This window comes from Microtetraspora sp. NBRC 13810 (genome assembly GCF_030268685.1).
Lineage (GTDB): Bacteria > Actinomycetota > Actinomycetes > Streptosporangiales > Streptosporangiaceae > BSRQ01.
The window spans coordinates 231,579-256,699 of the sequence record NZ_BSRQ01000012.1 but is presented as its reverse complement, the minus strand read 5'-3'; the positions used below and the strand labels follow the sequence as shown (position 1 = coordinate 256,699).

Annotated in this window: 20 protein-coding genes and 1 tRNA gene; 9 read left to right on the top strand and 12 right to left on the bottom strand. The window is 72.4% G+C overall.

What is annotated here, in order from left to right; translation table 11 throughout:
* Positions 1-28: 28 nt before the first annotated feature.
* Positions 29-550 (bottom strand): SigE family RNA polymerase sigma factor, encoded by a 522-nt coding sequence (locus QSK26_RS24490; protein ID WP_502888742.1) that lies wholly within the window; start codon positions 548-550, stop codon positions 29-31.
* A 346-nt stretch (positions 551-896) separates the two neighbouring features.
* Between QSK26_RS24490 and QSK26_RS24485 the strand changes: the two genes are divergently transcribed.
* Both QSK26_RS24485 and QSK26_RS24480 read left to right on the top strand, forming a co-directional pair.
* Positions 897-1,853 (top strand): hypothetical protein, encoded by a 957-nt coding sequence (locus tag QSK26_RS24485; protein WP_285777581.1) that lies wholly within the window; start codon positions 897-899, stop codon positions 1,851-1,853.
* A gap of 10 nt (positions 1,854-1,863) precedes the next feature.
* Positions 1,864-2,688 (top strand): MauE/DoxX family redox-associated membrane protein, encoded by an 825-nt coding sequence (locus QSK26_RS24480; protein WP_285777580.1) that lies wholly within the window; start codon positions 1,864-1,866, stop codon positions 2,686-2,688.
* Between the two features lie 125 nt (positions 2,689-2,813).
* Here the strand turns inward: QSK26_RS24480 and QSK26_RS24475 are convergent, their stop codons facing one another.
* A complete protein-coding gene (locus QSK26_RS24475; protein WP_285777579.1) occupies positions 2,814-3,995 on the bottom strand; it encodes an ATP-binding protein in 1,182 nt (393 codons plus the stop codon).
* Between the two features lie 494 nt (positions 3,996-4,489).
* Here QSK26_RS24475 and QSK26_RS24470 point away from each other — a divergent pair, with 494 nt between their 5' ends.
* Positions 4,490-5,281 carry a M15 family metallopeptidase gene (locus QSK26_RS24470; protein WP_285777578.1) on the top strand — a complete coding sequence of 264 codons (792 nt, stop codon included), beginning with the start codon at positions 4,490-4,492 and terminating at the stop codon, positions 5,279-5,281.
* Between the two features lie 58 nt (positions 5,282-5,339).
* Complete coding sequence (locus tag QSK26_RS24465; protein ID WP_285777577.1) at positions 5,340-6,203, top strand: NUDIX domain-containing protein; 864 nt, start codon at positions 5,340-5,342, stop codon at positions 6,201-6,203.
* Positions 6,204-6,293: 90 nt separating this feature from the next.
* Here the strand turns inward: QSK26_RS24465 and QSK26_RS24460 are convergent, their stop codons facing one another.
* From QSK26_RS24460 to QSK26_RS24450, 3 genes are all read right to left on the bottom strand, one after another.
* A complete protein-coding gene (locus QSK26_RS24460) occupies positions 6,294-7,739 on the bottom strand; it encodes a glycosyl hydrolase (RefSeq protein ID WP_285777576.1) in 1,446 nt (481 codons plus the stop codon).
* Positions 7,740-7,844: 105 nt separating this feature from the next.
* Positions 7,845-8,474: a VOC family protein gene (locus QSK26_RS24455; RefSeq protein ID WP_285777575.1), complete on the bottom strand. Its 630-nt coding sequence runs from the start codon at positions 8,472-8,474 to the stop codon at positions 7,845-7,847.
* On the bottom strand, positions 8,465-9,214 hold the full coding sequence (locus tag QSK26_RS24450) for a hypothetical protein (protein ID WP_285777574.1): 750 nt from the start codon (positions 9,212-9,214) through the stop codon (positions 8,465-8,467). Before QSK26_RS24450 ends, QSK26_RS24455 begins: the two co-directional genes overlap by 10 nt.
* Positions 9,215-9,357: 143 nt before the next feature.
* Between QSK26_RS24450 and QSK26_RS24445 the strand changes: the two genes are divergently transcribed.
* Positions 9,358-10,308, top strand: a complete 951-nt coding sequence (locus tag QSK26_RS24445; RefSeq protein ID WP_285777573.1) for a class I SAM-dependent methyltransferase — start codon at positions 9,358-9,360, stop codon at positions 10,306-10,308.
* A 50-nt stretch (positions 10,309-10,358) separates the two neighbouring features.
* A tRNA-Ser gene (locus tag QSK26_RS24440) sits at positions 10,359-10,445 on the top strand.
* A gap of 54 nt (positions 10,446-10,499) precedes the next feature.
* Here QSK26_RS24440 and QSK26_RS24435 read toward each other — a convergent pair.
* Positions 10,500-13,550 carry a MinD/ParA family ATP-binding protein gene (locus QSK26_RS24435; protein WP_285777572.1) on the bottom strand — a complete coding sequence of 1,017 codons (3,051 nt, stop codon included), beginning with the start codon at positions 13,548-13,550 and terminating at the stop codon, positions 10,500-10,502.
* Positions 13,551-13,744: 194 nt separating this feature from the next.
* Between QSK26_RS24435 and QSK26_RS24430 the strand changes: the two genes are divergently transcribed.
* Positions 13,745-14,701, top strand: coding sequence for an NAD(P)H-quinone oxidoreductase (locus tag QSK26_RS24430; RefSeq protein WP_285777589.1), 957 nt, complete (start codon positions 13,745-13,747; stop codon positions 14,699-14,701).
* 15 nt (positions 14,702-14,716) lie between these two features.
* Positions 14,717-15,241, top strand: a complete 525-nt coding sequence (locus QSK26_RS24425; protein ID WP_285777571.1) for a bacterial proteasome activator family protein — start codon at positions 14,717-14,719, stop codon at positions 15,239-15,241.
* Here the strand turns inward: QSK26_RS24425 and QSK26_RS24420 are convergent.
* Positions 15,232-16,038 (bottom strand): HAD family hydrolase, encoded by an 807-nt coding sequence (locus QSK26_RS24420; protein WP_285777570.1) that lies wholly within the window; start codon positions 16,036-16,038, stop codon positions 15,232-15,234. The two genes, QSK26_RS24425 and QSK26_RS24420, sit on opposite strands and share 10 nt — an antisense overlap.
* A 219-nt stretch (positions 16,039-16,257) precedes the next feature.
* Here QSK26_RS24420 and QSK26_RS24415 point away from each other — a divergent pair, with 219 nt between their 5' ends.
* Complete coding sequence (locus QSK26_RS24415) at positions 16,258-16,461, top strand: cold-shock protein (RefSeq protein WP_127938141.1); 204 nt, start codon at positions 16,258-16,260, stop codon at positions 16,459-16,461.
* Positions 16,462-16,533: 72 nt separating this feature from the next.
* Here QSK26_RS24415 and serS read toward each other — a convergent pair whose 3' ends face one another.
* The 5 genes from serS to QSK26_RS42135 all read right to left on the bottom strand — a co-directional run bounded on the left by serS (position 16,534) and on the right by QSK26_RS42135 (position 25,017).
* A complete protein-coding gene (gene serS, locus QSK26_RS24410) occupies positions 16,534-17,805 on the bottom strand; it encodes a serine--tRNA ligase (protein ID WP_285777569.1) in 1,272 nt (423 codons plus the stop codon).
* Positions 17,806-17,845: 40 nt separating this feature from the next.
* Positions 17,846-18,811: a GlxA family transcriptional regulator gene (locus QSK26_RS24405; RefSeq protein ID WP_285777568.1), complete on the bottom strand. Its 966-nt coding sequence runs from the start codon at positions 18,809-18,811 to the stop codon at positions 17,846-17,848.
* Positions 18,812-19,097: 286 nt separating this feature from the next.
* The gene (pheA, locus tag QSK26_RS24400) at positions 19,098-20,018 is read right to left on the bottom strand and encodes a prephenate dehydratase (protein WP_285777567.1); all 921 of its coding nucleotides are present in this window, start codon (positions 20,016-20,018) and stop codon (positions 19,098-19,100) included.
* 76 nt (positions 20,019-20,094) lie between these two features.
* The gene (locus QSK26_RS24395) at positions 20,095-21,372 is read right to left on the bottom strand and encodes a glycosyltransferase 87 family protein (RefSeq protein WP_285777566.1); all 1,278 of its coding nucleotides are present in this window, start codon (positions 21,370-21,372) and stop codon (positions 20,095-20,097) included.
* A 2,160-nt stretch (positions 21,373-23,532) separates the two neighbouring features.
* A complete protein-coding gene (locus QSK26_RS42135; RefSeq protein WP_502888741.1) occupies positions 23,533-25,017 on the bottom strand; it encodes an MptA/MptB family glycosyltransferase in 1,485 nt (494 codons plus the stop codon).
* Positions 25,018-25,121 lie beyond the last annotated feature (104 nt).

The window sequence follows — 25,121 nt, the reverse complement described above, 5'->3', positions numbered from 1 at the left end:
CAACAAGAAGGCGGGACAAGGGCCGGGGTCAGGGCTGTGCCGCGGACGCGGGGGTCCGGCTGGGCGGGGTGGCGTCGAGGTCGCCGCGGAGCTTGGCCATCCCCCGGGAGACCGTGCTCTTGACCGTGCCGACGCTGATGCCGAGCACCTGGGCGATCTCCGGCTCGGTCATGTCCTCGTAGTACCGCAGCACGATGGCGGCACGCATCCGGTCGGGCAGCCGGCCGAGGGCCTCCTCCAGGAACTCGTGCCCCTGGTCGTACTCGGTGAAATCCCAGACGGCGGCCTCCGGCAGTTCCTCGGACGGGTACTCCTCCAGCTTCCTGCGCCGCCACCAGGAGATGTTGATGTTGACCATGGCCCGGCGGACATACCCATCCAAAGCCGCGCGATCCTGGATTCGGTCCCAGGCGAGATAGGTCTTGGCGAGGGCGGCCTGCAACAGGTCTTCGGCGTCGGCGGGATGGCCGGTCAGCTGGTACGCCGCGCGCAGCAGAGCCGGCCCACGCGCCATCACATATGCGCGGAAGTCATCACATTCCTGGTCCATCGCCATCACCAAGTCGACGCCTAGATAAGACTGGTTCATGCGCGTCCGAGGTCTCTCCCTAAGATCGGAGAGACTCTCCCCAGTCGCCAGAATCGCAGCCGCACGCCATAATTCGGCTGAACCGTAACCCTAGTTTCGCCCCTTCAAGGGCAAAGAAGGGGCAAGGCGCGTGACAGGGACGTCGTGGTGGCTCTCCGCCGATCAGGTTCAGATTGCTGAATAGCGGGAGACAACCGATTCCACTGGGGATAGGTATTTTCTCCGCTCCACCTGCGCTTCCGCCGTCCCCGCAAGTCGCAACAAGTACTCTCAAGCGACGGTGCCCGGGCGACAGATGGGAAGCGTGATGACGAATCCGTCTGATCGGCGTCGCAGGCTGGTGGCCGCCGTGCTCGGCCGCCGTACCGGCGACCCCGGCTCCGCCGATGCCCGGTCCACCGACGCCGAACCGCTGCGCGCCACCACCGGCGAGGTCCGCGACGCGGGGCCGCACCTGCTCATCATCGAGACCGCCGACGGCGGCGAGGAACGACTGGTCGTCGCCCCCTGGGCGACCGCCTGGCGCGGCGCCAAGATCACCCCCGCCGAGATCCCGGTGGGCGCCAGTGTGATCATCCGCACGCTGCAGAACGGCAAGGTGGCCGACGCCGTCTGGGCCGACATCACCCGGATCACCGGCACGATCGTCTCCCTGTCGGGCGGCCCCCGGGACCAGGTCCTGGAGCTCGACTGCGGTCCGCACCGGGGCCGGCGCAGCGTGCTCATCCCCTACCGGGTGTCCGGGCGGCTGCGCGTGCGGCACCCCACGTTCGAACCCGGCTACCTCTTCGACGGGATCGGCCTGCGCGAGAAGGGCGGCGCCACCGCGCTGCTGCCCGCGACCTCGCAGCCCGCCTACCGGGCCGCCGCCGTCCCCGCCCCGCCGCCCGCGTACGGCGGCGCCCAGTCGCGCATCTCCGGAACGGTGACCTGGTCGGACTCCTTCGACGAGGACGAGCGCGGCGCGGCCTACCCGATGCTGGAACGCTCCGACACCGGCTGCGCGGACGGGGAGGTCTCCTGCGCGGGGCTGCCCTACCTGGCGCTCGGATCGGCGCTCGCCCTGCGCAACGTGTGCACCGGCCGGTCGGCCACCGTGCCGATCGTGGCCTGCGGATGTCTCGCCGGTCGTTTCTGTGACCGATGTGTGGAATGCGGTACCTCTCCGCGCGGCCGTATCGCGGAGCTGTCGCCGCTGTCCTTTGTCGAACTGGGTGGGGACTTGACCAAGGGCTGCTTCAACGCCCGGGTCGGATGGGGGTGAGGGAGTGCTCGTGACGATCGCGGCGGCGCAACTGCCGCTGCTGGTGGTGCTGCTGGCGCTGGGCGCGGTCGCCAAGCCGGCGACGGCACGCGGCGACGACGGGGCGGGACCGTCGTCCCTGCTCGGACCGGCCGCGCTGGTGCCGGAGAAGTGGCGCACGACCGCCGTGTACGCCGCCGCGCTGGGCGAGCTCATGCTGGCGGCCGGGCTGGCGTTCACCGAGCAGCCGGTGTTCCGCTGGGCCGCGCTGGGATTCTTCGGCATCTCCACGTACGTGCTGCTGGAGCTGCGCCAGCGGCGTCCGGACGCGGGGTGCGGCTGCTTCGGCGAGGTGAGCGCGCGGCCCATCGGCCTGCGCGCGATTGCCCGGACGCTCGTGCTGGGCGTCATGGCGATCAGCGTGCTCACCGTGCCGTCCACCGGCTGGGCCGTGGTGACCGGGCTGTCCTGGTCGGCGGCCGGAGCCATGGCCTGCGGTGTGCTGGTGCTGGCGGCGCTGTCCCCGGAACTGGAGGAGCTGATCGCCCGGCTGCGGTACCGCGCGCCGTGCGAGCAGCGGCCACTGCCGGTGGACACGGCCCTGACCCGGCTGCGGGCCAGCTCTGCCTGGCGCGGCACCAGGCCGCTGCTCGACACCGAGGAGCCCGCCGACACCTGGCGCGAGCTGTGCTGGCGGTTCTTCGTGTATCCGGGCCGCAGCGCGGAGGGCGAGCTTGTGGACGTGGTCTTCGCGGTCTACCTCAGCGGACGCCGCCCGCCCGTACGGGTGACCCTGGTCACGCCGGACGGCCTGCCGCTCACGTCTGTTCGGGAGAATATCCCTGTATCGGCCTGACGCTAGACAGCCTGATATTCCCCGATGACCGGGGCACGATTTAGCTCTATACGGCTCTCTAGCTTCCCCTCTAGAAAGCCGTATAGAGGTCTAGGGCGGCCTCGCCGGCCCGGCGGAGGTGCCGGTCAGACGGGCTGCGCGCGGAGGAACCTGCCGAAGTGCGGCACGGTGAAGCCGATCAGACCGCGCTCGGCGCTGTAGATCAGCCCCTTCTTGATCAGGCTGTCCCGGGCCGGGGAGAGACTGGACGGCTTGCGCCCCAGCACCTCGGCCACCTCGGCGGTGGCCACCGGGTCGTCGCCGATCGAGGCCATCGCGTGCATGTAGTCACGCTCGGCGGGGGTGGCCCGCTCGTAACGGCTGCCGAAGAAGCCGACCGCGAGCTCCTCCTCCGCCTCGGGGGCGGCGAGCTTGACGTCGTCCACCGTGATCGGGCTGCGCAGGGCCAGATCCCAGGCGACCTTGCCGTATGCCTGGACGAAATAGGGGTAACCGTCGGCCGCCTCGTAGAGCGCGTCGAGCGCCTCCTGGGTGAACTCGACGCCCTCCCGCTCGGCGGGGGCGATCAGCGCGAGGTCGGCCGCCTCCCGGTCGAGCCGGTCGATCCGCGCGTATCGGAACAGACGCTCGGAGTAGCTCTTGCTGGCGCTGAGGACGCTCGGCAGATGGGGAAGCCCCGCGCCGACGACGATCAGCGGGCCGCCGCTCTGGGACAGCTCGTGACACGCCGCGCAGAGCGCCGAGACGTCGGCGGCCTGCACGTCCTGCATCTCGTCGATGAACAGGGCGATGCCGACGCCGAGGTCGGTCGCCACCGAGGCCGCGTCGACGAACAGCTCGGTCAGGTCGATCTCCAGGTCGCCGGAGTCGGCCCGCCCCCTGCTCGCCGGGACGTCGATGCCCGGCGACCAGTGGGACGTGCCCTTGGCGGCCGAGGGGTCACGCATGGCGAACGCCTTGAGCACGCCGAGGAACTCCTCGATCCGCTCGGGGGCGCGGTGCCGGGGGGCCAGCTCCCTGATCGCCATGTGCAGCGCGGCGGCCACGGGACGCCGGATCGACTGGTCGGGACGGGCCTCGATCTTGCCGGTGCCCCACAGGCGCTGCATCGCCATCGACTTGAAGGTGTTGAGCAGGACGGTCTTGCCGACGCCGCGCAGGCCGGTGAGCACCATGCTGCGCTCCGGGCGGCCACGGGCCACCCGCTCCAGCACGACCTCGAACTGCTGCAGCTCGCGATCACGACCCGCCAACTCCGGAGGGCGCTGTCCCGCGCCGGGGGCATAGGGATTACGCACGGGATCCACGCTCTCGGACTTTATGACGGGATCTAGGGGCCGTCGTAGATTTCCGTAGAAAACGCTACGGCGTGTCGGCCTCGTCCGTGCCGGCGCGAGCCTGCCGGGCGCGAAGGCGACCGGCGGGCGACCGGCCACCGGCGCCACCGAGATCGCGAGCATCGTCACGACACACCTCTCACCTGGTCGAACCAGACCGAACCCGTGTTCGATCCGACACCCAGGACTCTAGCGCGGCATCGAACACAGGCGCGAGAGTTTCGAGAAAAAGCCGGGTTAAAGATCTTGCGCGACCGACCGAATCCGTATATTTAGTGATCCTCCACGAGGCACAGGCCCATCGAACGCGCCGCGCGCGGAGCGGTACCGGAAACTCGTCGCCGCCGCGCCCGGAACCCCCTGGCCCGCCGAACAGACCGTGGTCCGCGCCTGGACCGCCGCCGCCCCGCGACAGGGCGATCACCGACCGGAGTGACCTTCTCACCCGTCGCGTATATTGACGCATGGCTTCATCAGGAAAAACGCCGAAGGGCACGCCCCCGCGCCGCGCGGGGACCGCGGCCGTGCTCGTGGTCGGATGCGTGGCCGGGCTCGTCGCCTGCGGGCAGGGCGAGGGGTCGGCCACGGCGCTGGACGCCGCGACGCGGGCCCTCCCCGCGAGCACACAGCCCGGCACGGCCTCCGCCACGCCGACGGCCTCAAGCGCGGAGCCCACCCCGACCGGGCCGCCCGCCTTCACCTCCTCGGTCTCCAAGGTCACCAGGGACCTGCTCCGCTACTCCTGGCGTCCCGGCTGCCCGGTGCCGCTGAGCGACCTGCGGCTGGTCAAGCTCACCTACTGGGGGTTCGACGACCGCGCGCACACCGGTGAGCTGGTCGTGCGCGACACGGTGACCGACGACGTCCAGACGATCTTCAAACGGCTGTACGCCCAGCGCTACCCGATCTACCGGATGCGGCTCGTGGACGTGTACAAGGGCGACGACTTCGACTCGATCGACGCGGACAACACCTCGGCCTTCAACTGCCGCCCGGCGACCGGCTCGTCCAGCTGGTCCAAGCACGCGTACGGCGAGGCCATCGACATCAACCCGCGGGAGAACCCCTACCGGCACGCCGACGGCACCGTGGAGCACGAGAACGCGCGCGAGTTCGCCCGCCGCCCGCTGGACAGGCCCGGCGTCGTCAACGCGGGCGACCGGGTGGTCCGCACCTTCGCGGCCTTCGGCTGGGAGTGGGGCGGCTCCTGGGCCGGCACCAAGGACTTCCAGCACTTCTCCAAGGGCGGCGGGTGAGTGACAAGGTCCGGTGACTTGCCGGGTCACGGTGGCTGACCTGCGGCAAGATGGGGGCATGGCGGCCAGGGACGGAGACGGATGGGCGACGTGTGACCGCGGGCACCGGCACTGGGGCGTGCACGGCGCCTCCGGCCTCCTCGCCGTCCACCACGACGACGGCGGCACGCCGCACGTGCTGATGCAGAAGCGCTCCTGGTGGAGCCATCACGGCGGGACCTGGGGGCTGCCGGGCGGCGCCAGGGACAGCCACGAGGACGCGGTGGCCACGGCGCTGCGCGAGGCCAGGGAGGAGGCGGCGCTCGGCGGCGAGGGGCTCCGCGTCCAGGGGATCTACCTGGACGACCACGGCGGCTGGTCGTTCGAGACGGTGATCGCCGAGGCGGCCGACCTGCTGCACGCGGCGCCGGCCAACAGCGAGAGCGCGGAGATGCGCTGGATCCCGGCCGGCGAGGTGGCCGAGCGCAACCTGCATCCCGGCTTCGCCGACACCTGGCCGTCGATCAGCGGCCTGCTGAGCCCGCTGGTCGTGGTGCTCGACATGGCCAACATCGTCGGGGCGCGGGCCGAGTACGGCTGGTGGCGGGATCGCGCGGGGGCGGCCTCCCGGCTGCTGTCCGAGGCGGGCGATCTCGCCGAGGACGGGCTGAGCCGTACGCCGGGCGAGCTGCCGGTTCCCGGGACGTGGTATCCGCGGGTGATCGCGGTGGTTGAGGGCGCGGCGCGTCACGTGCGGGCGGCGCCCGGCACGACGGTGGTGGCGGCGAGCGGCAGCGGGGACGACGCGATCGTGCGGGTGGTGAAGGAGACGCGGCCGTGGGAGCACGTGCTGGTCGTCACCGCCGACCGCGAGCTCCGCACCCGGGTCACCGCCTTCGGCGCCCACGTCACCGGCCCGCGCTGGCTCCTCGACCAGCTCTGAGACGCCCGTTCCACTGGTGGGTCCGGCCGCGGGACGGTCTGTGATCACGTCCCGCGGCCGGAGTTCAGGGAGCGCCGGTCAGGCTCGGGGTCACTCGGCCTGCTGGAAGGCGCGGCCCATGAGGGTCGGCGTGCCGTCGGTGCGGAACAGGCCGGTGCCCTGCTTGCCGTCCTCGGCGGGAAGGCCGAACCACGCGTGACGCTGCACGAACGGCAGCGAGTTGAGCATCTTGGCGGACGCGGTCAGGAAGGCCGCCTGCTCGGCGTCGGTCGGGAACCGGACGCCCTTGGAGAAGTCGATCAGGGCGTACTCGGTCAGCCAGATCGGCTTCTTGTACCGGTCGTACACCGCCTGGAGGTAGGACCTGAGCTGGCCCACCGCCGCCTCGGTGCGGAAGTCGCCGCCGTACCAGTGCAGCGTGATGAAGTCGACGCGGTAGTTCTTCTCGGCGGCGCCCTTCATGAAGCGGTCCAGCCAGCCGCCGGGCGTGTTCCCGCCGTAGGCGACGGCCGGGCTGCCCAGGATCTTCCCGGCGGACATCAGCTTCGGCCACAGGGACAGCGCCCTGTCCACGGTCATGTTGGACTGCTCGGCCATGTCCGGCTCGTTGAAGCCGAGCAGGTACGGCCCGGCGGCCTTGGCCTGGGCGAGGTTGGCGTCGGTGACACTGTTGGCGCCCCAGATCATCGGAACGAACTCCGACGACTTGGGCGTGGTGATGCCGTTGTGGTTGGGCGACCAGTTGTAGTACCAGTGTGCGCCGGAGTTGGCGAGCGCGGTGCTGACGTTCTTCATCTGCCAGACGCCCACGCCCTTCTTACCCGCGGCCTGCTCGGCCGGCTTGGTCGGCGTGGTGCTCGGCTTCGGGGCGGTCGGGGTGGTGCTCGGCTTGGGCGCCGTCGGGGTGGTGCTCGGCTTGGGGGTGGTGCTCGGCTTGGGGGTGGTGCTCGGCTGCGGCTTGGTGGGGGTCGGCGTCGGGGTGGTGGGCGAGGTCGGCGGCGTCACCGCGCCCGCCCTGCCGAACACCTGGAACTCCCACAGGGACACGCCGTACTGCCCGGCCCGCTTCGTCGCGTACAGCCGGACGAAACGCCCGTTGCCCGACACGTTGACCGTCTGCACCCCGCCCTTGCCGGCCGTGGTCGAGTACAGGGTCTTCCACTGGACGCCGTCCTTGGACGCCTGGATCCGGAACGCCTTGGCGTACGAGCGTTCCCAGTTGAGCGTGATCCGCTTGATCGCGGTGGCCCTGCCCAGGTCCACCTGGAGCCACTGCGGGTCGGCGAACTTGCTCGACCAGCGGGTGGCCGCGTCACCGTCCACCGCCGCCGACGCGGACAGGTCGCCCCGCTCGGCCGAGGAGGCGGTGGCCGGACGGTCCTGCGACAGCGGGACCGCCGCCGCGCCGGCCGGGACGGTGCCGTTCACCAGGGAGGCGCCCAGGATGGCCGCGAAGGCGCCTACGAGCGCGGCGCGGCGAACCTGCCGGGCGGCTCTGCGACCTGCTGCGGTGTCCCTCGGAACAGTCTCACTCATGAGGAATGGGGTCCTTCGTCAGGGGAAAAGGAGCGGAGCCGTTTCCGCTCCTGCACAGGAGACCCGTGGGCGGACCGGGGGATAACGAAAACTTCGGGGAGAAGTTCAGCCGGTCAGGGTGACCCGGCCGGCCGGGCCTTCCAGGACGGCTGTCAGCCGGGGGCGCGGGCCCTCGGCGAGGTCGAGCTCCGCGCCGAGGGCCGCCAGGTCGTGCCTGACGCGCGCGGGTTCGGGATGGACGCCGCCCAGGGACAGCAGGGCCGCCGAGGGCAGGCCGGCCGCGGCGGGGTGCCGGGTGGTCCCCCAGTCGATCAGGAACGGCACCAAGCCGTCGTGCCGGAGCAGGTCGGGCATGGTCAGCCGCCAGCGCAACAGGTCGCCCTCCGGGGTGCGCCGCGTCATCGTGCGCGGCTCGCCCGGATCGTGGCCGTGCCGCCGCGCGCGGGCCACCGCCTCATCGATGCCGGGGCAGGCGACCGCCCAGGTCACCAGCGCGGCCGCGGTGAGCCCGTCGATGCCGAACGGCCGCGGCTCCGCCGGCGCCTCCTGCTCGGGGTCGGGCCCGACGATCTCCAGGTAGCTCGCGCCGCCCAGCCCGAGCAGGTGGTTCCGGGTACCGAAGCCGAGGTGCCGGCCGCCCTCGGCGGCGCGCAGGCCGAGCGCCTCCGTGAGTTCCGCGACCGTCTCCGCCAGGTGGGGGGTCGCGTAGACAAGGTGATCCAGAGTCAACCGCATGCTTCATCGTCTCCGGCGACGCCCCTCGCGCCGCGGCCGGGGCCGTCGGTGACGTGGGGGACCGTGCCGCCGAGTCCGGCCAGCCGGGTGCGGGCGGTGGCCAGCGCCTGGTGGAGGCCGGCGTCGCCGGGGTTCGCGGCGGCCTGCTCCTCGTACAGCTCGATCCTGCGCCGGCACAGGCCGATCTCCAGGTCGCGGCGCAGCGGGTCGTCGTCGGGCAGGCCCTTGATCAGGTGGGCCGCCTCGGTGATCACGACGGAGCGTTCGAGGACGGTCATCGGCGGCAGGCCGTCGGCGATCGGCCGCCCGCCGGGGTCGGTCTCCTCCTCCAGGTGGCGGTGGGAGGCCAGCCAGGCGGCCAGGCGGTCGGCGAGGCCGGCGAGGCGTTCGGGCGAGGCCGTCCACTCGGCGGCGCGGTCGGGCAGCAGCCAGGCGAGCAGGTACCGGCGGCGGAAGTCGCGGTCGGCCTCGCCGAACCGCTCGTGGGCCGCCTGGCGGCTGCTGCCGAGCGCGTGACCGATCTCCGCCCAGGTGGCCCCCTGGGCCCGCTCGCAGATCACCGCGCTCTCCAGCAGCCGCGTCGCCCGCTCGACGAGGGCGCCGACGGGGCCGGTCAGCCGCTCATGGCGTCCTTGTTGCGGGAAGGGCACCAGATGGCGGGCCTGATCGGCCAGCATGGAAGCGTGCTCGGACAGTCCCAGGCGGGCGAGCGCGGCCCGGGAGTACGCGGGGTCGGCCATCCGTCAAGGCAACCTTGACAGCCCGCGACCGTCAAGGCGTTGTGACGGAAGCCGTCAAAACGGTCACACATCTGTCACAGAGCATGGTCGCTCCCACGGGCTACCGTGTGGTCAGGAGCTGCAACGGAAGATCAGGATCCCCAGTGCACCAGCATGACGACGCAGAGATCGATTGGGACGACTTCAGCTCACAGCTGGAGCGCGGCGCCGACCTGCGCGCCCCCATGCTCCGCCAGGCCGTCGCCTGGCTGCGCGAGCTGACGCAGGAGGACGCCCCGAGCCGTCCGGCCGCCCGGGGACACCGCGCCGCCGAGGGCGCCGGGCCGGTGTCGACGCTGCCCGCGACCGGCCGGCCGTACCGGATCCTCGACGTCGGGAGCGGGCCCGGTGTGGTGGCCTGCATGCTGGCCCAGGAGTTCCCCGAGGCCGAGGTGGTCGCCGTGGACGGCACGCCGGCCCTGCTCGAACGGGTGGCCGGGCGGGCGTCCGAGGCCGGGGTGGGCAAGCGGGTCGGCACCAGGCTGGCCGGCCTTCCCGAGGAGTTCGGGCTGCTGGCCGAGGAGGAGCCCGACCTCGTCTGGGTCAGCCACGTGGTGCACCATCTCGGCGACCAGCAGGCGGCGCTCGCCTCGATCGCCGGGCTGCTCCGGCCCGGCGGGCTCGTCGCGCTCGCCGAGGGCGGCCTGCCCCCGCGGTTCCTGCCGCGTGACATCGGGCTGGGCCGCCCCGGTCTGCAGGCCCGCCTCGACGTGGCGAACGCCGAATGGTTCGACGACATGCGCTCCGCCCTGCCGGGAAGCGTCCCGGCGGTGGAGGACTGGCCGGGCATGCTGGAGCGGGCCGGCCTGACCCGGGTCGCCAGCCGTACGTTCCTGATCGACCGGCCCGCGCCGCTCGCCGAGGAGCACCTGCACTACCTGCACGACCACCTCGCCAGGATGCGCGGGCTGAGCGAGGGCCGGTTGTCCCCCGGCGACCTGGCGACCCTCGACCGGCTGCTCGACCCCGGCGACCCCGCCGGCATCCTGTCCCGGACGGATGCCTACTACCTGTCCGCCGACACCGTTCACGTCGCCCGCCGGCCGGTGGGCTGAAATACCGCGCCCGGCCGCTTCCAGACGGCGCTATCGTGGATCTCACACCGGGAGGGTTCGCATAGTGGACTAGTGCAGCCGCCTTGAAAGCGGCCAGGCCAGCGATGGTCTCGTGGGTTCGAATCCCACACCCTCCGCCTCAGCCCCGGGCACCGCACCGCCGCGCCGGGGGCTCCCCGGCGCGGCGGATCTCACACCGTCTGCAGCGCCGCGAAACCGTCGCCCACGGAGGCGGCCAGCTTGAGGTAGGAGTCGCGGGTCGCGGCCTGGAGGCGTTCGAGGTCGATCTCGGCGCCCTCCTCCAGGTGCGGGTCGTAGGGCACCCTGATCACCGCGCGGCAGCGGGCCGCGAAGTGCGCCTCCAGCCGGTCCAGGTCCACCGCCGACTTCGAGCGCGGCCGTACGCTGCACAGCACCACGGTCGCCGCCCTGACCAGCTCGCCGTAATGGTGGGCCTCCAGCCAGTCCAGGGTGGCCGAGGCGGCGCGGGCGCCGTCCACCGACGGGGAGCTGACCAGGACGAGCTGGTCGGCCAGGCCGAGGACGCCGCTCATCGCCGAGTGCAGCAGACCGGTGCCGCAGTCGGTGATGCAGATGGAGTAGAAGTTCTCCAGCACCTGCGAGACGGCCTGGTAGTCGGTGGCGCTGAACGCCTCCGACACCGAAGGGTCACGGTCGGAGGCGAGGATCTCCAGCCGCGAAGGCCCCTGCGAGGTGAACGCCCGCACATCGACGTAGCGCTTGATCTGCCCGCGCTCGTTGAGCAGGTCGCGCACGGTGGCCGCGGTCTCCAGCTCCACCTTGTCCGACAGGGTGCCGCGATCCGGATTGGCGTCCACCGCGATCACCCGGTCGCCTCTGACCTGCGCGAGCATCGCGCCCAGCCCGACGGTCGTGGTCGTCTTGCCGACCCCGCCCTTGAGGCTGAGCACGGCGACCCGGTGGTGCCCCGTGGAGACGGGCGTGCGGGCGCGCGAGATCAGCTCACGCCGCCTGCGCACCTCCGGGGACTCCCCCGGCTGGATCAGGCCCGCCGACGCCCGGTAGACCAGCCTGCGCCAGCCCCGCGAGGGCCCGCCGCGCCGCCCGCGCAGCAACGAGTCGGGGTCGAGGCTGTCCGCGGTGGGCGTCCCGCCCACCGGCGGCTTCACCGGCGCATGCTGCCGCGCCGCCGCCGAGAACGCCGGCTGCCGCCGCCGAGCCTGATAAGGCTCCTCCCCCGGTACGGCACCGCCACCCGCACCGGACGCGGCGCCACCATGCGCGCCCGAGCCTGACGTGGGGCCACCTTGCGCGCCCGAACCCGACACGGCGCCACCGGGCGCGCCCGAGCCTGACGTGGGGCCGCCACGGGCAGCCGGTCCTGTTGACGCGGCGTCGGGACGGGTGTTCGAAGCGCCTGTCGTCGCGGTGCCGGCGGTCCGGTTCTCGTGAGTGGCGCGCCTGCCCTGCTCGGCCCCGGCGCCCGTGCCACCCGCCGCGTCGCCGTGGGCCGTGGAGCCGTCGCCCCGGCGGCCCTGCCCGGACTGCGCGGACTGCGCGGCTCTCGTGGCCGGGTCGGAGTCGGCGGGCCGGGGAGAAAGGCCGAGGCCGCCGGGAACGGTGCCCTGGGCGGACTCGGGCCTGGTCCAGTCGTGCGCGGCGAGCTCGGGGGCCGGCTCCCAGTGGAAGGTGGCCGGCTTGGCCTTCTCGACGGTCGGCTCGGACGCCGCGGCGGGACCGGCCTGGGTGGCGGCGTGCTCGCCGGTACTCGCGGCTTCCTCGTCCCCACGCCCCCGCACGTCGCCGTACGCCCACTGCTCCACGTGGCCGCGCTCCTCGCCGCCGCCGTAGCCGCGTCCCTCGGCATCGCCGTAGGGGCGCCCCTCGCCGCCGCCGTACGTCTGCGCCTCGGTGCCGTACGCGTGCTCCTGGGGGTCGGCGTGGCTCTGGGGGTCGGCGTGGTGGGGGTCGGCGGGGGACCTCAGGGCGGCGAGGAGCTCGTGGCCGAGGTCCTCGCGGGTGGCGTCCTGGCCGGCGCCTCCGGCGAAGGCGGCACGCTCGCCGCCGAACCCGTCGCCACTGAACCCGCCGTCGCCACCGAACCCGCTGTCGCCGAACCCGTCGCCACTGAACCCGCTGTCGCCACCGGGTCCGCTCTGGCCGTCGGGTCCGCTGTCGCCGCGGAGCCCGCTCTCGCCCTTGGCCCTGTCCTCGCGCTGTGACCCGGCGCCGGAGGAGCCCTCGGACGGGGTCTCCTCGGAGACCGCCTCCCTGTCCGTGCCGTAGTCGCCGGCACCGAAGGCGCCCCTGGAGGCACCGCCTGGATCGCCCTGAGAGGGCTGCTCGGACCCCGGGGAGCCCTCCGCGCCGGAAGATCCCTCGGGGGCCCCGAAGACGCCCGTGGAGCCGCTCGACGGGCCGCCGAAGGACGACGGGGCCGTGGCGGGCTGGTCCGGCACGCCGTACGACGCGGTGCCAGGCGACACGGTGCCAGACGACGCGGTCCCGGATGACGCCGGAGCGCTCGCGGGCGCGTCAGCGGTCCCGGAGCGCGTGGCCCCGGAGCGTGTGGCCCCGGAGCGTGTGGCCCCGGAGTGCGTGGCCCCGGAGTGCGTGGCCCCAGACGGCGTGGTCCCGGACTGGGTGGCGGCGGGCGGGTCGGCCTCGGTGGGGCCGCGGTCGGCGGTGGTGGCCTGGTCGGCGGGGAGCTCGAACAGGCCCCGGTCGCTCGCTGAGCCCTGGTCCGACTCGCTGAAGGAGCCCGTGCCCTGCTCGTTCAAGGAGCCCGTGCCCGGCTCGTCGAAAGAGCCCTGGTTCGGCTCGCTGAAGGTGAAGGTGCCGAGGCGGTAGCCGCTGGTGTCGCCCTCGTCCTGGGCGGGGAGCGGCTTGAGCGGGGCGAGGAACGCCTCGTTGTCACCGCCCGGGGCGGCCGGCGGCGCGAAGGAGGGCACGGAGAAGACGCCCGTCGGGCCGGACGCCTCCCGCCAGCCGGCCGCGTCGGCGGCCTCCGGGTCCGCGGGCGCCTGCTCGGGGAGGCCGGCGCCGTAGACGGAGTCGACGGCCGCGCGGAAGAGCGGCGGCGCGGGCTCGGGCTCGGCGGGCACCGAGCGCCAAGGGTCCTTCGGGTAGGGCGAGACGACGGTCTCGTCCAGGGCGGTGCTCGCCGCGCCGATCGGCGCCTCCTCGGTCTCCTTGATCGCGTCGAGCCAGGCGAGCTGTTCCTCGAGCGAGTGGGGATCTTCACGATCGTGTCTTGCCACCGTGCTCCCCCTAAGGGTCGGGCATAAAAGGTGCAGCAAACACAATGCAGATTATCGTCCCGGCTTCCCAGCAAAGCAGCCAACCATCGACTTGCCGTCCACGGTCGGTGCAAAGACCGTCACCGGAAAGACCCGTGCCGGGAGAACTCTACGCCCGCACCGGCCCTGGGGGCCCTGGGGATAGCGTTGCCCGCATGCATGCCATCGTGATCCGAGAACCAGGCGGTCCCGAGGTCCTCACCTGGGAAGAAGCGCCAGATCCGCGCCCGGCGCCGGGCGAGGTCGTCATCGATGTGGCCGCCTCCGCGGTCAACCGGGCCGATCTGCTGCAACGCCAGGGCTTCTACAATCCGCCGCCCGGCGCGTCGCCGCATCCGGGACTGGAATGTTCGGGAGTGATCGCCGAGGTCGGCTCGGACGTGGAGGGGTTCAAGGCCGGGGACGAGGTGTGCGCGCTGCTGGCCGGCGGCGGTTACGCCGAGCGGGTGGCGGTGCCCTGGCAGCAGGTGATGCCGGTGCCCGAGGGGGTGTCGCTGACCGACGCGGCGGCGTTGCCCGAGGTGGCGAGCACGGTGTGGTCGAACGTGTTCATGCTGGCCAGGCTGCGCCGCGCCGAGACGCTGCTGGTGCACGGCGGCGCGAGCGGCATCGGGACGATGGCGATCCAGCTCGCCAAGGCGTTCGGCTCGCGGGTGATCGTGACAGCGGGTTCTGACGAGAAGCTGGCCCGTTGCCTCGAACTGGGCGCCGATGAAGGTGTCAACTACCGCACAGAGGATTTTTCGGACAAGGTTCGAGCCGACGTCATCCTCGATATCATCGGCGGCAAATACCTCGCAAATAACATCAAAGCTCTTAATACGGGCGGACGGCTGGTCGTGATCGGCCTCCAGGGGGGCACCAAGGGCGAGCTGAACCTCGGGGCGCTCCTCGCCAAGCGCGCCGCGGTGCACGGCACCACCCTGCGCGCCCGGCCGGTCGACGAGAAGGGCGTGATCGTGCGCGGTGTCGTCGAGAACGTGTGGCCCCTCGTGGCGGCCGGCGCGATCCGCCCGGTCGTGCACTCGACCGTCCCGATGGCCGAGGCCGCCCGGGCTCATCAGGTGCTCGAATCCGGCGAGCACTTCGGAAAGATCCTGCTGGTTCGGTGAGTTAGGTTGAGATTCATGAATGCTGAGGAGACCACCCCGCAGATCGTGGTCGTGGGCCCGGAAGGTATAGCGGTGGACGGCGAGAAGGGGGAGCACGAGGAGCGCTCCGTCGCCGAGCTCGTCGAGCAGCCCGCCAAGGTGATGCGGATCGGCAGCATGATCCGCCAGCTTCTCGAAGAGGTCAGGGCGGCTCCTCTGGACGAGGCGAGCCGCAAGCGGCTCAAGGACATCCACCAGAGCTCCATCAAGGAGCTGGAGGACGGCCTCGCCCCCGAGCTGGTGGACGAGCTGGAGCGGCTTTCCCTGCCCTTCACCGGCGACGAGGACGGCACCCCGCCGAGCGAGGCGGAGCTCCGCGTCGCGCACGCGCAGCTCGTGGGCTGGCTGGAGGGCCTGTTCCACGGCATCCAGACGACGCTCTTCGCCCAGCAGATGGCGGCCCGCGCCCAGCTGGAGCAGATGCGCCGGGCCCTTCCCGGCGGGATGTCCCAGGGCGGCGAGGAGCACCAGGGGCCGCGCGCCTCGGGCCCTTACCTGTAGTCCGGCATATAAAGCTCTTCGAGCACCGCGGCCACGCCGTCCTCGTCGTTGGCCGTCGTCACGTGATCGACGACGGCCAGCACGGCCGGGTGCGCGTTGGCGACGGCGTAGGACGTGCCTGCCCAGGCGAGCATGGGCAGGTCGTTCGGCATGTCCCCGAATGCGACCACCTCCTCGGGGCCGGCCTGGTTGGCGGCGGCCAGCGCGGCCAGCGCCGTCGCCTTCGTGACCCCCTGCGCGCTCATCTCGATCAGCGCCCGCCCGCTGGAGTGCGTGGCGGTCACCAGATGCCCCACAAGCTCGTGTACGGCGGCCTGGAGTACGTCGGGGTCCATCCGGGGGTGCAGGGCCAGCAGCTTGGCGCAGGGACGCGAGACGAGGGCACTCCCGGCCAGCAGGGCGGTGGCGGAGGCGGCGTCCAGCCCGCCCGGCCGGAAACCCGGCTCACGCGCGAACCCGCCCTCGTACTCGACGGAGAAGGCCAGATCCGGCACGGCGTCGCGGAGCCGTCCGACGACCTCCTCCACGACCACCGCCTCGATCAGGTGGGACTCCACGATCGCCTCGGCGTGCAGGTCGTAGACGAGGGCGCCGTTGGCGCAGATCGCGACGCCGTGGTGGCGGACGGCGCGGGCCACCTGGCCCATCCAGCGCGGCGGGCGGCCCGTGACGAACACGAGCAGCGCCCCCGCGTGCTCGACTCGGGCGAAGGCGGCGGCGGTGCGCTCGGAGACCGTGCCGTCGGATCGCAAAGCGGTGCCGTCGAGGTCGGTGGCGACGATGCGGGGTGTTGCCATAACGGGTCCAGTGTGCACTGTGATGCCGCTCCCAAGGAATCTTCCCCATCGGGGAACACCGGGGGGGCAAGATAGTGTTAGATGTGATGGCGTTGTATTAGCTGATCCCGATGTGAAAACCAGCTTGACTGTCTGAGCCACCCCGGGGCCCCGCTGTACGACACACCGGGATTCACGAGGTGTGAATCCCAAAGATTCAAATCCTGAGGGAGAGCTTTAATGGCTCAGGGAACCGTCAAGTGGTTCAACGCTGAGAAGGGCTTCGGCTTCATCGCACCGGACGGCGGCGCGCCGGACGTCTTCGTGCACTTCTCTGAGATCGTCGGCAGCGGCTACCGCAGCCTCGAGGACGGCCAGCGAGTGGAGTTCGAGATCACGCAGGGTCAGAAGGGGCCGCAGGCCTCCCAGGTTCGCGCGGTCTGACAGCTAGGCCACTGACACACAGAAGGCGGGGTTCGCTCAGCGCGAACCTCGCCTTCGTGTTTCACCCGGTGGTCACCTCGCGGTCTTGACCGGCTCCAGGACGTCGAGGCCGACGTAGGGGCGCAGGGCCTTGGGCAGCACGACCGAGCCGTCCTCCTGCTGGTGGTTCTCCAGGATGGCGACGATCCAGCGGGTGGTGGCGAGCGTGCCGTTCAGCGTGGCCACGTGCTGCGGCTTGCCGTTCGCGTCGCGGTAGCGCACGCGCAGCCGGCGGGCCTGGTAGTCGGTGCAGTTGGAGGTGGAGGTCAGCTCGCGGTAGCGGCCCTGGCTGGGCACCCACGCCTCGCAGTCGTACTTGCGGGCCGCGCTGGAGCCCAGGTCGCCGCCGGCGACGTCGATCACCCGGTAGGGCAGCTCGACCTTGGCCAGCATCTCCTTCTCCCAGGCGAGCAGCCGCAGGTGCTCCTCGTGCGCGTCCTCCGGGCGGCAGTAGGAGAACATCTCCACCTTGTCGAACTGGTGGACCCGGATGATGCCGCGGGTGTCCTTGCCGTAGGAGCCGGCCTCGCGGCGGAAGCAGGACGACCAGCCCGCGTAGCGCATCGGGAGGGCGGCCGAGTCGAGGATCTCCTCGGCGTGGTAGGCCGCGAGCGGGACCTCGGAGGTGCCGACGAGGAAGAGGTCGTCGGCCTCCAGGTGGTAGACCTCGCTGGCGTGCGCGCCGAGGTACCCGGTGCCCTGCATGGACTCCGGCTTCACCAGCACCGGCGGGATCATCGGCACGAAGCCCGCCTCGATGGCCTGCTGGATCGCCATGTTGAGCAGCCCGAGCTGGAGCCGGGCGCCCGCGCCGGTCAGGTAGAAGAACCGCGCGCCGGAGACCTTGGCGCCGCGCTCGGTGTCGATCGCGCCGAGCCGCTCGCCGAGCTCCAGGTGGTCGCGCGGCTCGAAGTCGAAGACCGGCTTCTCGCCGACCTCCTCCAACACGACGTAGTCGTCCTCGCCGCCGGCCGGGGCGCCCTCCTCCACGAGGTTGGGCACGCCCATCACGGTCTCGTCCAGCTCTCTGGCGAGGCGGTCGGCCTCGGCCTCGGCGCTCTTCACCTGCGCGGCGAGCTCCTTGGCCCGCTCCAGCAGCCCGGCCCGCTCCTCGCCGGACGCCCGGGACACCGACTTGCCGACGCTCTTCTGCTCGGCGCGCAGCGACTCGAAGCCGCTCAGCGCGCTGCGACGGCGCTCGTCGAGGTCGAGCAGCGTGTCGACGACGGCGTCGTCCTCACCGCGGGCACGCTGCGACGCCCGTAGCCGGTCCGGGTCCTCACGAAGGGTACGCAGGTCAATCACAGGTCGAAAGGTTACCCGTGCCCACGAACCCCTCGCGCCTCTATTCGGGCGACACCCCGCGATCGCGCTCATGCCGCCAGGTCGCGCGGTAGGCGCTCGGGGTCACCCCGATCCGGCGGGCGAAATGCTGCCTCAGCGAGTCGGCCGTGCCGAGGCCGGTGAGCCTGGCCACCTGCTCGACGGACAGCTCCGTCGACTCCAGTAACTTCCTGGCCCGCTCGATCCGCCGGTGCAGCAGCCACTGCAACGGGCTCAGCCCGGTCTCGGCGCGGAAGCGGCGGGTGAGGTTCCTGACGCTGCTGCGCGCGTGCGCGGCGAGGTCGGCGAGGGTGAGCGGCTCCGCCAGCCGGTCCAGCGCCCAGGCCCGGGTCCCGGCGAGCGAGACGCCGTTCTCCGGGGGCAGCGGGGAGTCGATGAACTGCGCCTGGCCGCCGGGCCGTACCGGGGCGACGACGGTGTGCCTGGCCACCGCGTTGGCCACCGCGGCGCCGTAGTCGGTGCGGACCATGTGCAGGCACAGGTCGATGCCGGCGGCGAGCCCGGCGGAGGTCAGCACCGGCCCGTCCTCGACGTAGAGCACGCCGGGCCGCAGGTCCACGCCGGGGAAGCGCCGGCTCAGCTCCGTGGACCTCGCCCAGTAGGTGGTGGCGCTGCGCCCGTCGAGGAGACCCGCCTGGGCCAGCACGAAGGCGCCGCTGCAGATCGACGCCACCCGGCGCCCCTCCCGCGCCGCCGCCCGCAGCGCGGCGAGCACCCGCGGGTCGGTGTCCTCGCTGTCGCCGGTGCCGGTGACCATGACGGTGTCGGCGCGCTCGACCGCCTCCAGCCCGTGCGGCACGTTGACCGACAGGCTGCCTGCCCCGGCCACCACTCCCGGCTCCGCCGTGCAGACGACCACCTCGTAGCCGGGGCGGCCGTTCACCAGTGCGCCGCCGAAGACCAGCTCGGGGATGGACAGGTCGAAGAGGGTGACGGGAGGAACCGCGATGACGGCAATTCGGTGCATGGCCTGATCATGGCCTGAATCTCCGGATGTATGGCATTCAGGCCGGGAGTTTAACCCGGGTCAAGGCTAACAGAATGGCGCGGCCGGCAATTCGGCCCGCTTCTTTCCGGCCATTGAGGAGCACAAAATGTCATCGCCTGTCATGGTGGGCGTCGGATGCGACCAGGATCGCCGCCGGTCGGCTGCTCGCCGAGCCAGGCCGAGCCAGGCCGAGCCAGGCCGAGCCAGGCCGAACCAGGCGGGCAGGTCCGTGCGGCCCGCCGCGCTCGGCGCGCCGGGGCCTGGCTCAGAAGCGGCCGGAGCGGATCCTGGTCAGCCAGTCGGCCGCCTCGGTGAAGTCGGGCTCTCCGGTGCCCTTGGAGATCTCCGGGGGCAGGCCGTCGGCGCGGGGGTAGCTGCCGAGGAAGCGGACCTCGGCCAGGATGCGGTGCAGGCCGGAGACCGCCTCGCCCACCCGGGCGTCGGCGATGTGGCCCTCGCAGTCGAAGTGGAAGAAGTAGCTGCCGATGCCGTTGCCGGTGGGACGGGACTCGATGCGGGTCAGGTTGACCCCCCGGACGGAGAACTCGGTGAGCATCTCCAGCAGCGCGCCCGCGTGGTCGTCGCCGAGGAAGGCGACCACGGACGTGCGGTCGGCCCCGGTGGGCTCGGGAAGCTGTCCGGGCCTGCGGACGAGCACGAAACGGGTCACCGTGTCGTCCCGGTCGCCGATCCCGCCCGCCACCTGCACCAGCCCGTAGTGCTCACCCGCGATCGGCGCGCCGATGGCCGCGTCGTACGGCGAGCCGGGCAGCGAGACCTCCTGGGCGGCGGCGGCGGTGGAAGCGGCGGCCACCACCACGGCGTCGGGCAGCTCCCTGGCCAGGTAACCGCGGCACTGGGTGTGGGCCGCCTGGTGGGTGATGACGCGCTTGATGTGCCCCAGCTCGGTGCCCTCCCGGGCGAGCAGGGAGAAGCGCACCGGCAGCAGCAGCTCCCCGGTGATCATGAGCTGCTCTCCCCAGGCGAGCTCGTCGAGGGTGGAGCTGATGCCGCCCTCCAGCGAGTTCTCCAGCGGGACGACCGCTCCGTCGGCCACGCCACGGCGCACGGCTTCGAGCGCGGCCCCGACGGTGGGGCAGGACAGGCGCTCGGCCTCGGGCGCCAGGATCCGCAGGGCCTCTTCGGTGAAGGTGCCCTCCGGGCCCAGATAGGCGAGTTTCGACATGAACCCAGGTTAGGGCACCAAATGCCGCTCGTGCACGAAGACGGGCAGGTCAGATGCGGTCCTTCGGCGGAACGGGTCAGGCGCGGGCCGGGTGGTCCCGGTGGCCGGGCGGGGCGGCGGCGCGTTCCGCGGCCCGCGCGCGGCGGGGCAGCCAGTGGCCGAGCAGCCAGACCAGGGCGAGCGCGCCGAGGCCGTACGCGTTCTGCACGACGCGGCCGAGGACCGGGCTGAGCACCGGGATCTCGGCGGCCCGGAGCGTCACCCCCCACCACGGGATGGGCAGCACATAGTAGAGCCACACCCCGGCCGCCACCCACAGCCTGCGGGTGTCCCCCGCGGCCGCCACGAGCGCCCCGAGGACGACGACCATCCAGGCCAGGTGGTGGATCCAGGCCACCGGTGAGAGCAGCACGGCCATCAGGCCGGTGAGGGCCACCCCGGTCAGCGGGTCGCCGGTGGCGAAGGCGCGGCGCGCCCAGCGGAAGCCGTACCAGGCGACGACCGCGAGCAGGGCCAGCCACAGGGCGGTGGTGAGCCAGTCGGGGAGGTAGAGCCGCAGCAGCATGCCGCGCATCGACTGGTTGGTGGTGGCGTTGTTCGCGCCCACCCGGCCGGAGTCGAGGAGCGCGGAGAACCAGAACTGCGTGGAGTCCCGTGGGATCACCAGGAAGGGCAGGACGGTCAGGAGCGCCGCGGTGAACACCGCCATGGACAGGGTACGGCGCTGCTCAGGCCGCCCGTCCCGGCCGAAGCCGGTGATCAGCAGGTAGATCAGGAAGACGCCGGGGGTGAGCTTGACCGCGGTGGCCAGGCCGATCAGCAGCCCCCTGGGCCACCAGGGCCGCCGGGCGAGGCAGTCCGCCACGCACAGGGCGACCAGCAGGATGTCCACCTGCCCGAAGCGCACCTGGTCCCTGATCGGCATCATGTAGGTGCAGGCGATCATGAGGGCGGCGAAGAGCAGCGGCGTCCAGAGCCGGCCGGCGCGGGCGAGCAGCGGGCGGAACGCGTGGCCCGCCGCGACGGCGAGGGCGGCGAAGATCCCGATCGTCCACACCCATTGGGCGACCGGCCACGACATCTTCGCCAGCGGGGCGGCCAGCAGCGCGGCGATCGGCGGATAGGTGAACGGCAGCAGTTGCGGGGCGGGTGTGACGAAGTCGTAGACGGGACGTCCCGCGAGGACTGCTTCGCCACCGGTACGGTACACATCGAGATCGACCAGACGCTGGTCGTCGGGGTTGTTCAACCAATAGCCGACCAGGGGCGCCACGGCGGCGGCGACGAGCAACGCCGCGGGCCACCACGTCCACGCGTACCGCTTGATCGCAAAAAGTCCGTCGCGAGTCCTCACGACGTGGCAGGTTACCTTGGAGCAAGGGACCCATGGCGGGAGCGCGGAAACGCGCCCCAGGACACGACGAGGAGCACGGGCAGATGAGCCGATGGTGGTGGCTGTCGGTTCTCACGACACTGCTCGGCACTTTCCTTCTGGCCGGTGCCCCGGCCACGGCCGCCACGGCGGCGCCCGGGGGCGCGGATGTGAAGCCGGTGCGGGTGGCGTTGATCGGCGTGCCCGGGCTGGAGTGGTCCGATGTCAACCGGACGCGCACCCCCAACCTGTGGCGGATGGTGGACCAGGGCGGTTCCGCGGCGATGTCCACCAGGACCATCCCGCCGCCCGAGCGGGCCATCACCTGCCCGGTGGCCGGATGGCTGACGGTCTCGGCGGGGCAGCGGGCGGGCGCGCCGGGCGCCGGCTGCGGCCTGCCGCCGCTGCCCGAGCGGGCGGCCGAGGGCGCCGTCGTGCCGGGCTGGGACAACCTCATGACCTTCAACGACGCCCAGTCGTACGGCACGGCCATCGGCTCCCTGGGCGACCTGGTGACCGCGTCCGGCGGCAAGGTGGCCGCGATCGGCCCCGGCGCAGCCCTCGGCGCAGCCGACAAGTCCGGAAAAATCGCTAAATATGCGGGCACGACGGAGGCCCTGGGCGACCTCACGCCCTACAACCTCATCGTGATGGAGATCGACAACCTCGCCAAGGCGTGGATCGGCGCGGGCGTGGACGCGACGGGCGCGCCCATCCCGCCGAGCACCCGGGTCAGGCAGCGGGCCGCGGCCGACAGCGACCGCCGGGTGGGCACCCTGCTCCGCCAGCTCCCCCCGGACACCACGGTCCTCGTCGCCGGCCTCTCCGACGGCTCCACCGACCCCCACCTGCACGTCGCCCTCGCCACCGGCAAGTCCCCCAGCGGCCGGCCGTACCCGCGCGGCTACCTCACCTCCACCTCCACCAGGCAGAACGCCCTGGTCACCCTGCCCGACCTCACCTCCACCGCGATCAGCCTGCTCGGCCTGCCGCAGCCGGCCGGGGTCGTCGGCCGCACCTGGGAGTACGCCGGGCCGGCCCCCGCCACCGCGGGCGCGGTGGCCGACCTCGCCGACGCGGACCTCGCGAGCCAGGTGCTGCGCGAGGTGCGGGCGCCGTTCTTCAGCATGCTGGTGATCGTCCAGGTGGTGTTCTACCTGCTGGCCGCGGTGGCCGTGCGGCGGCGGTGGGGCGGCTCCCGGGTGCTGTTCGCCACGGAGGTGGTGGCCGTGGGCAGCGGCGCCATCGCGGTCTCCACCTTCCTCGCCCAGCTCGTCCCGTGGTGGAGCACCGGGTCGGCGATGGTCACGCTGCTGCTCACCATCCTCGGGTTCGCCGGGCTGATCACCGCGGCGGCCTTCGCCGGGCCGTGGCGCAGGACGGTCTACGGGCCGCTGACCGTGGTCGCCGCGGTCACCTCCATCGCGATGCTGCTGGACGTGATGACCGGCTCCCGGCTCCAGGTCAACGCCGTCGGCGGCTACGAGCCGGTCACCGGGGGGCGCTTCTACGGCTTCGGCAACATCGCCTTCGCCGTCTTCGCCACCGGCACGGTCATGTTCCTGTCCGGCGTCGCCCAGCCGCTGCTGGAGCGGGGGCGGAAGGTGCTCGCCGTCGCGATCTGCGCGGCGTACGGCGCCTTCGCGGTGTTCGCGAACGGCTGGCCGCTGTGGGGGGCCGACTTCGGCGGCGTGCTCGCCTTCGTACCGGGCGTGGCGGTGTTCCTGCTGCTGCTGTCGGGCAAGAAGGTGTCGGCGTTCCGGCTGTTCCTCGTCGGCGTCGGGGCGGTCGTGATCATCGGCCTGATCACCTTCGCCGACTGGACCCGGCCGGTGGACCAGCGCACCCACCTCGGGGACTTCTTCCAGCAGGTGCTCGACGGCGACGCGCTGCCGGTGGTCGGCAGGAAACTGGAGGCGATGATCGGCACCCTGGGCAACCTGCCCCTGACGATCCTGTCGCTGGTCGCGCTCGCCTTCCTCTTCCTGGTGCTGGCCAGGCCGTCCCGGTGGGGCGCGTCGGCGCTGTCGCTGGCCTACCAGCGGGCGCCGAGCCTGCGGGCCGGCCTCTTCGGGGCGCTGACCTGCGCGCTGGTGGGCTTCCTGGTGAACGACTCGGGCATCGCGATCCCCGCGATGGCGCTCACGATCGCGGTGCCGCTGACACTGGCCGCGTCGGTGCAGGCGCTGCGGCTCTCCGCCCGCGACGAGCCCGGCGCAGCGCCCATCCCGCCAGCGCGATCGTCAGCGCGAGCAGGATCCAAGGCGCCACACGCTCCCTGACCACCTCGCGCAGCCACAGCAGCTCCGCCGGCTGGTCCACCACCCTGGCGGGCAGGTAGGCGAGCCCCAGCGCGGCCATCCTGGCGACCATGAACCCGTCCAGCGCCGAGGCCGGGATCATCGCCAGCAACGCGAACGCCAGCCCGTCGTACCAGGGCAGCGCGTACGGCGCGGCGAAAAGGTAGGCGATCACGATGGCCGCGGCCACGGCCGGGGCGGGATGCTCGGGCATGACCCGCAGCAGCGCCCAGGCCAGCAGCGCCAGGACGAGCAGCGAGCCGCACTGGATCCAGATCGTGTAGGCGCCCGGGCCGGCGATCGTCTGCAGCGCGCTCTTCAGGAGGTTCCACGGGGTGGCCAGGGAGAGCGACCTGCTGGCCCGGCCCACCTGGTCCAGCGAGTCGGGCCCGGCGAGCGCGTAGGCGCCCAGCAGGGTGGCGGCAGCCGTACCGGCGACCAGCAGCAGCCTGCCGGGTGAGCGGCGCAGCTCCCAGGCGGGGCCGAGCGCGACCAGCCCGGCGTTGATCTTCACGGCGATGCCGACCCCGAGCAGCACCCCCGCGCCCGCCCCCCTGCCCGCCGTGCCGGTCCCGACGACCAGGGCCGCGACCAGCGCGACCACGGCCAGGGTGTCCACGTGCATCCCGGCGGCGAGCTGGTAGATCACCAGCGGGTTGGCCGTCCACAGCAGCATGGCCCGCAGGTCGCCCCGGGTGAACCGGTAGAGCAGCAGCGCGGTGCCGGCGAAGGCGGCGGCGTTGGCCAGCGCCAGCACGAAGACGGTCAGCCGCACCGACCCCCCACCGGCCAGCCCGGCGAGCACCTGTACGGCGGTCGCCACCGGCCCGTAGACGCTGGGCGTGTTCACCCACTCCTGCACGGCCCCGGTGACCGGGTCGCCGGGCAGCATGGCGGCGGTGGTCGCGTAGGGGTCGTGCCCGAGCGCGCCGAGCCTGCCGTACGCCGCGTAGTTCAGGTGGTCCGACGACCCGGACGGCGGCAGGAAGGCGAGCACCCCCGCTGTCACGCAGCCCGCCACCAGCAGCCGTCTCGCCGCGGCGCTCGCTCCGGGCGTCCCGGCGCTCCGGTGGGCGGCGAGCAGGCCCGCGCCGAGCCCGGCGGCGCCCAGCACGAGGGCCGCCGCCGCCAGCGCGATCACGAGACGCCCGTCGGGATGCGCCTCCAGCGAGTAGGGCGGCTGCCACCCCGGCCCCGGCAGCCGCGGCACCATCGCGGACGTCCCCAGCAGCCCGATCAGGACGGTGAGCAGCACGCTCGTCCCGGCGCAGACACCGGCGGCCCAGGCCGGCCGGCGTGCTCCGGGGCCGTCGGCCCGGCCGGTCATCGGCGCTTCCCCACCCGCTCGAACGTCACCAGGGAATTCCAGCACATACCCCGCCCGGCCGGGGATCCGATCACGCCACCGCTGTCACAGCCGCCTCGCCTGCA

Excerpts from the sequence above, each read along its gene's own strand:
- QSK26_RS24485 (WP_285777581.1), top strand. The coding sequence starts at position 897 with ATGACGAATCCGTCTGATCGGCGTCGCAGGCTGGTGGCCGCCGTGCTC.
- QSK26_RS24465 (WP_285777577.1), top strand. The coding sequence starts at position 5,340 with ATGGCGGCCAGGGACGGAGACGGATGGGCGACGTGTGACCGCGGGCAC.
- QSK26_RS42135 (WP_502888741.1), bottom strand. The coding sequence starts at position 25,017 with ATGACCGGCCGGGCCGACGGCCCCGGAGCACGCCGGCCGGCCTGGGCC.
- QSK26_RS24430 (WP_285777589.1), top strand. The coding sequence starts at position 13,745 with ATGCATGCCATCGTGATCCGAGAACCAGGCGGTCCCGAGGTCCTCACC.
- QSK26_RS24420 (WP_285777570.1), bottom strand. The coding sequence starts at position 16,038 with ATGGCAACACCCCGCATCGTCGCCACCGACCTCGACGGCACCGCTTTG.
- QSK26_RS24490 (WP_502888742.1), bottom strand. The coding sequence starts at position 550 with ATGGACCAGGAATGTGATGACTTCCGCGCATATGTGATGGCGCGTGGG.
- QSK26_RS24425 (WP_285777571.1), top strand. The coding sequence starts at position 14,717 with ATGAATGCTGAGGAGACCACCCCGCAGATCGTGGTCGTGGGCCCGGAA.
- QSK26_RS24455 (WP_285777575.1), bottom strand. The coding sequence starts at position 8,474 with ATGCGGTTGACTCTGGATCACCTTGTCTACGCGACCCCCCACCTGGCG.
- QSK26_RS24470 (WP_285777578.1), top strand. The coding sequence starts at position 4,490 with ATGGCTTCATCAGGAAAAACGCCGAAGGGCACGCCCCCGCGCCGCGCG.
- QSK26_RS24460 (WP_285777576.1), bottom strand. The coding sequence starts at position 7,739 with ATGAGTGAGACTGTTCCGAGGGACACCGCAGCAGGTCGCAGAGCCGCC.
- QSK26_RS24405 (WP_285777568.1), bottom strand. The coding sequence starts at position 18,811 with ATGCACCGAATTGCCGTCATCGCGGTTCCTCCCGTCACCCTCTTCGAC.
- QSK26_RS24450 (WP_285777574.1), bottom strand. The coding sequence starts at position 9,214 with ATGGCCGACCCCGCGTACTCCCGGGCCGCGCTCGCCCGCCTGGGACTG.
- QSK26_RS24415 (WP_127938141.1), top strand. The coding sequence starts at position 16,258 with ATGGCTCAGGGAACCGTCAAGTGGTTCAACGCTGAGAAGGGCTTCGGC.
- pheA (WP_285777567.1), bottom strand. The coding sequence starts at position 20,018 with ATGTCGAAACTCGCCTATCTGGGCCCGGAGGGCACCTTCACCGAAGAG.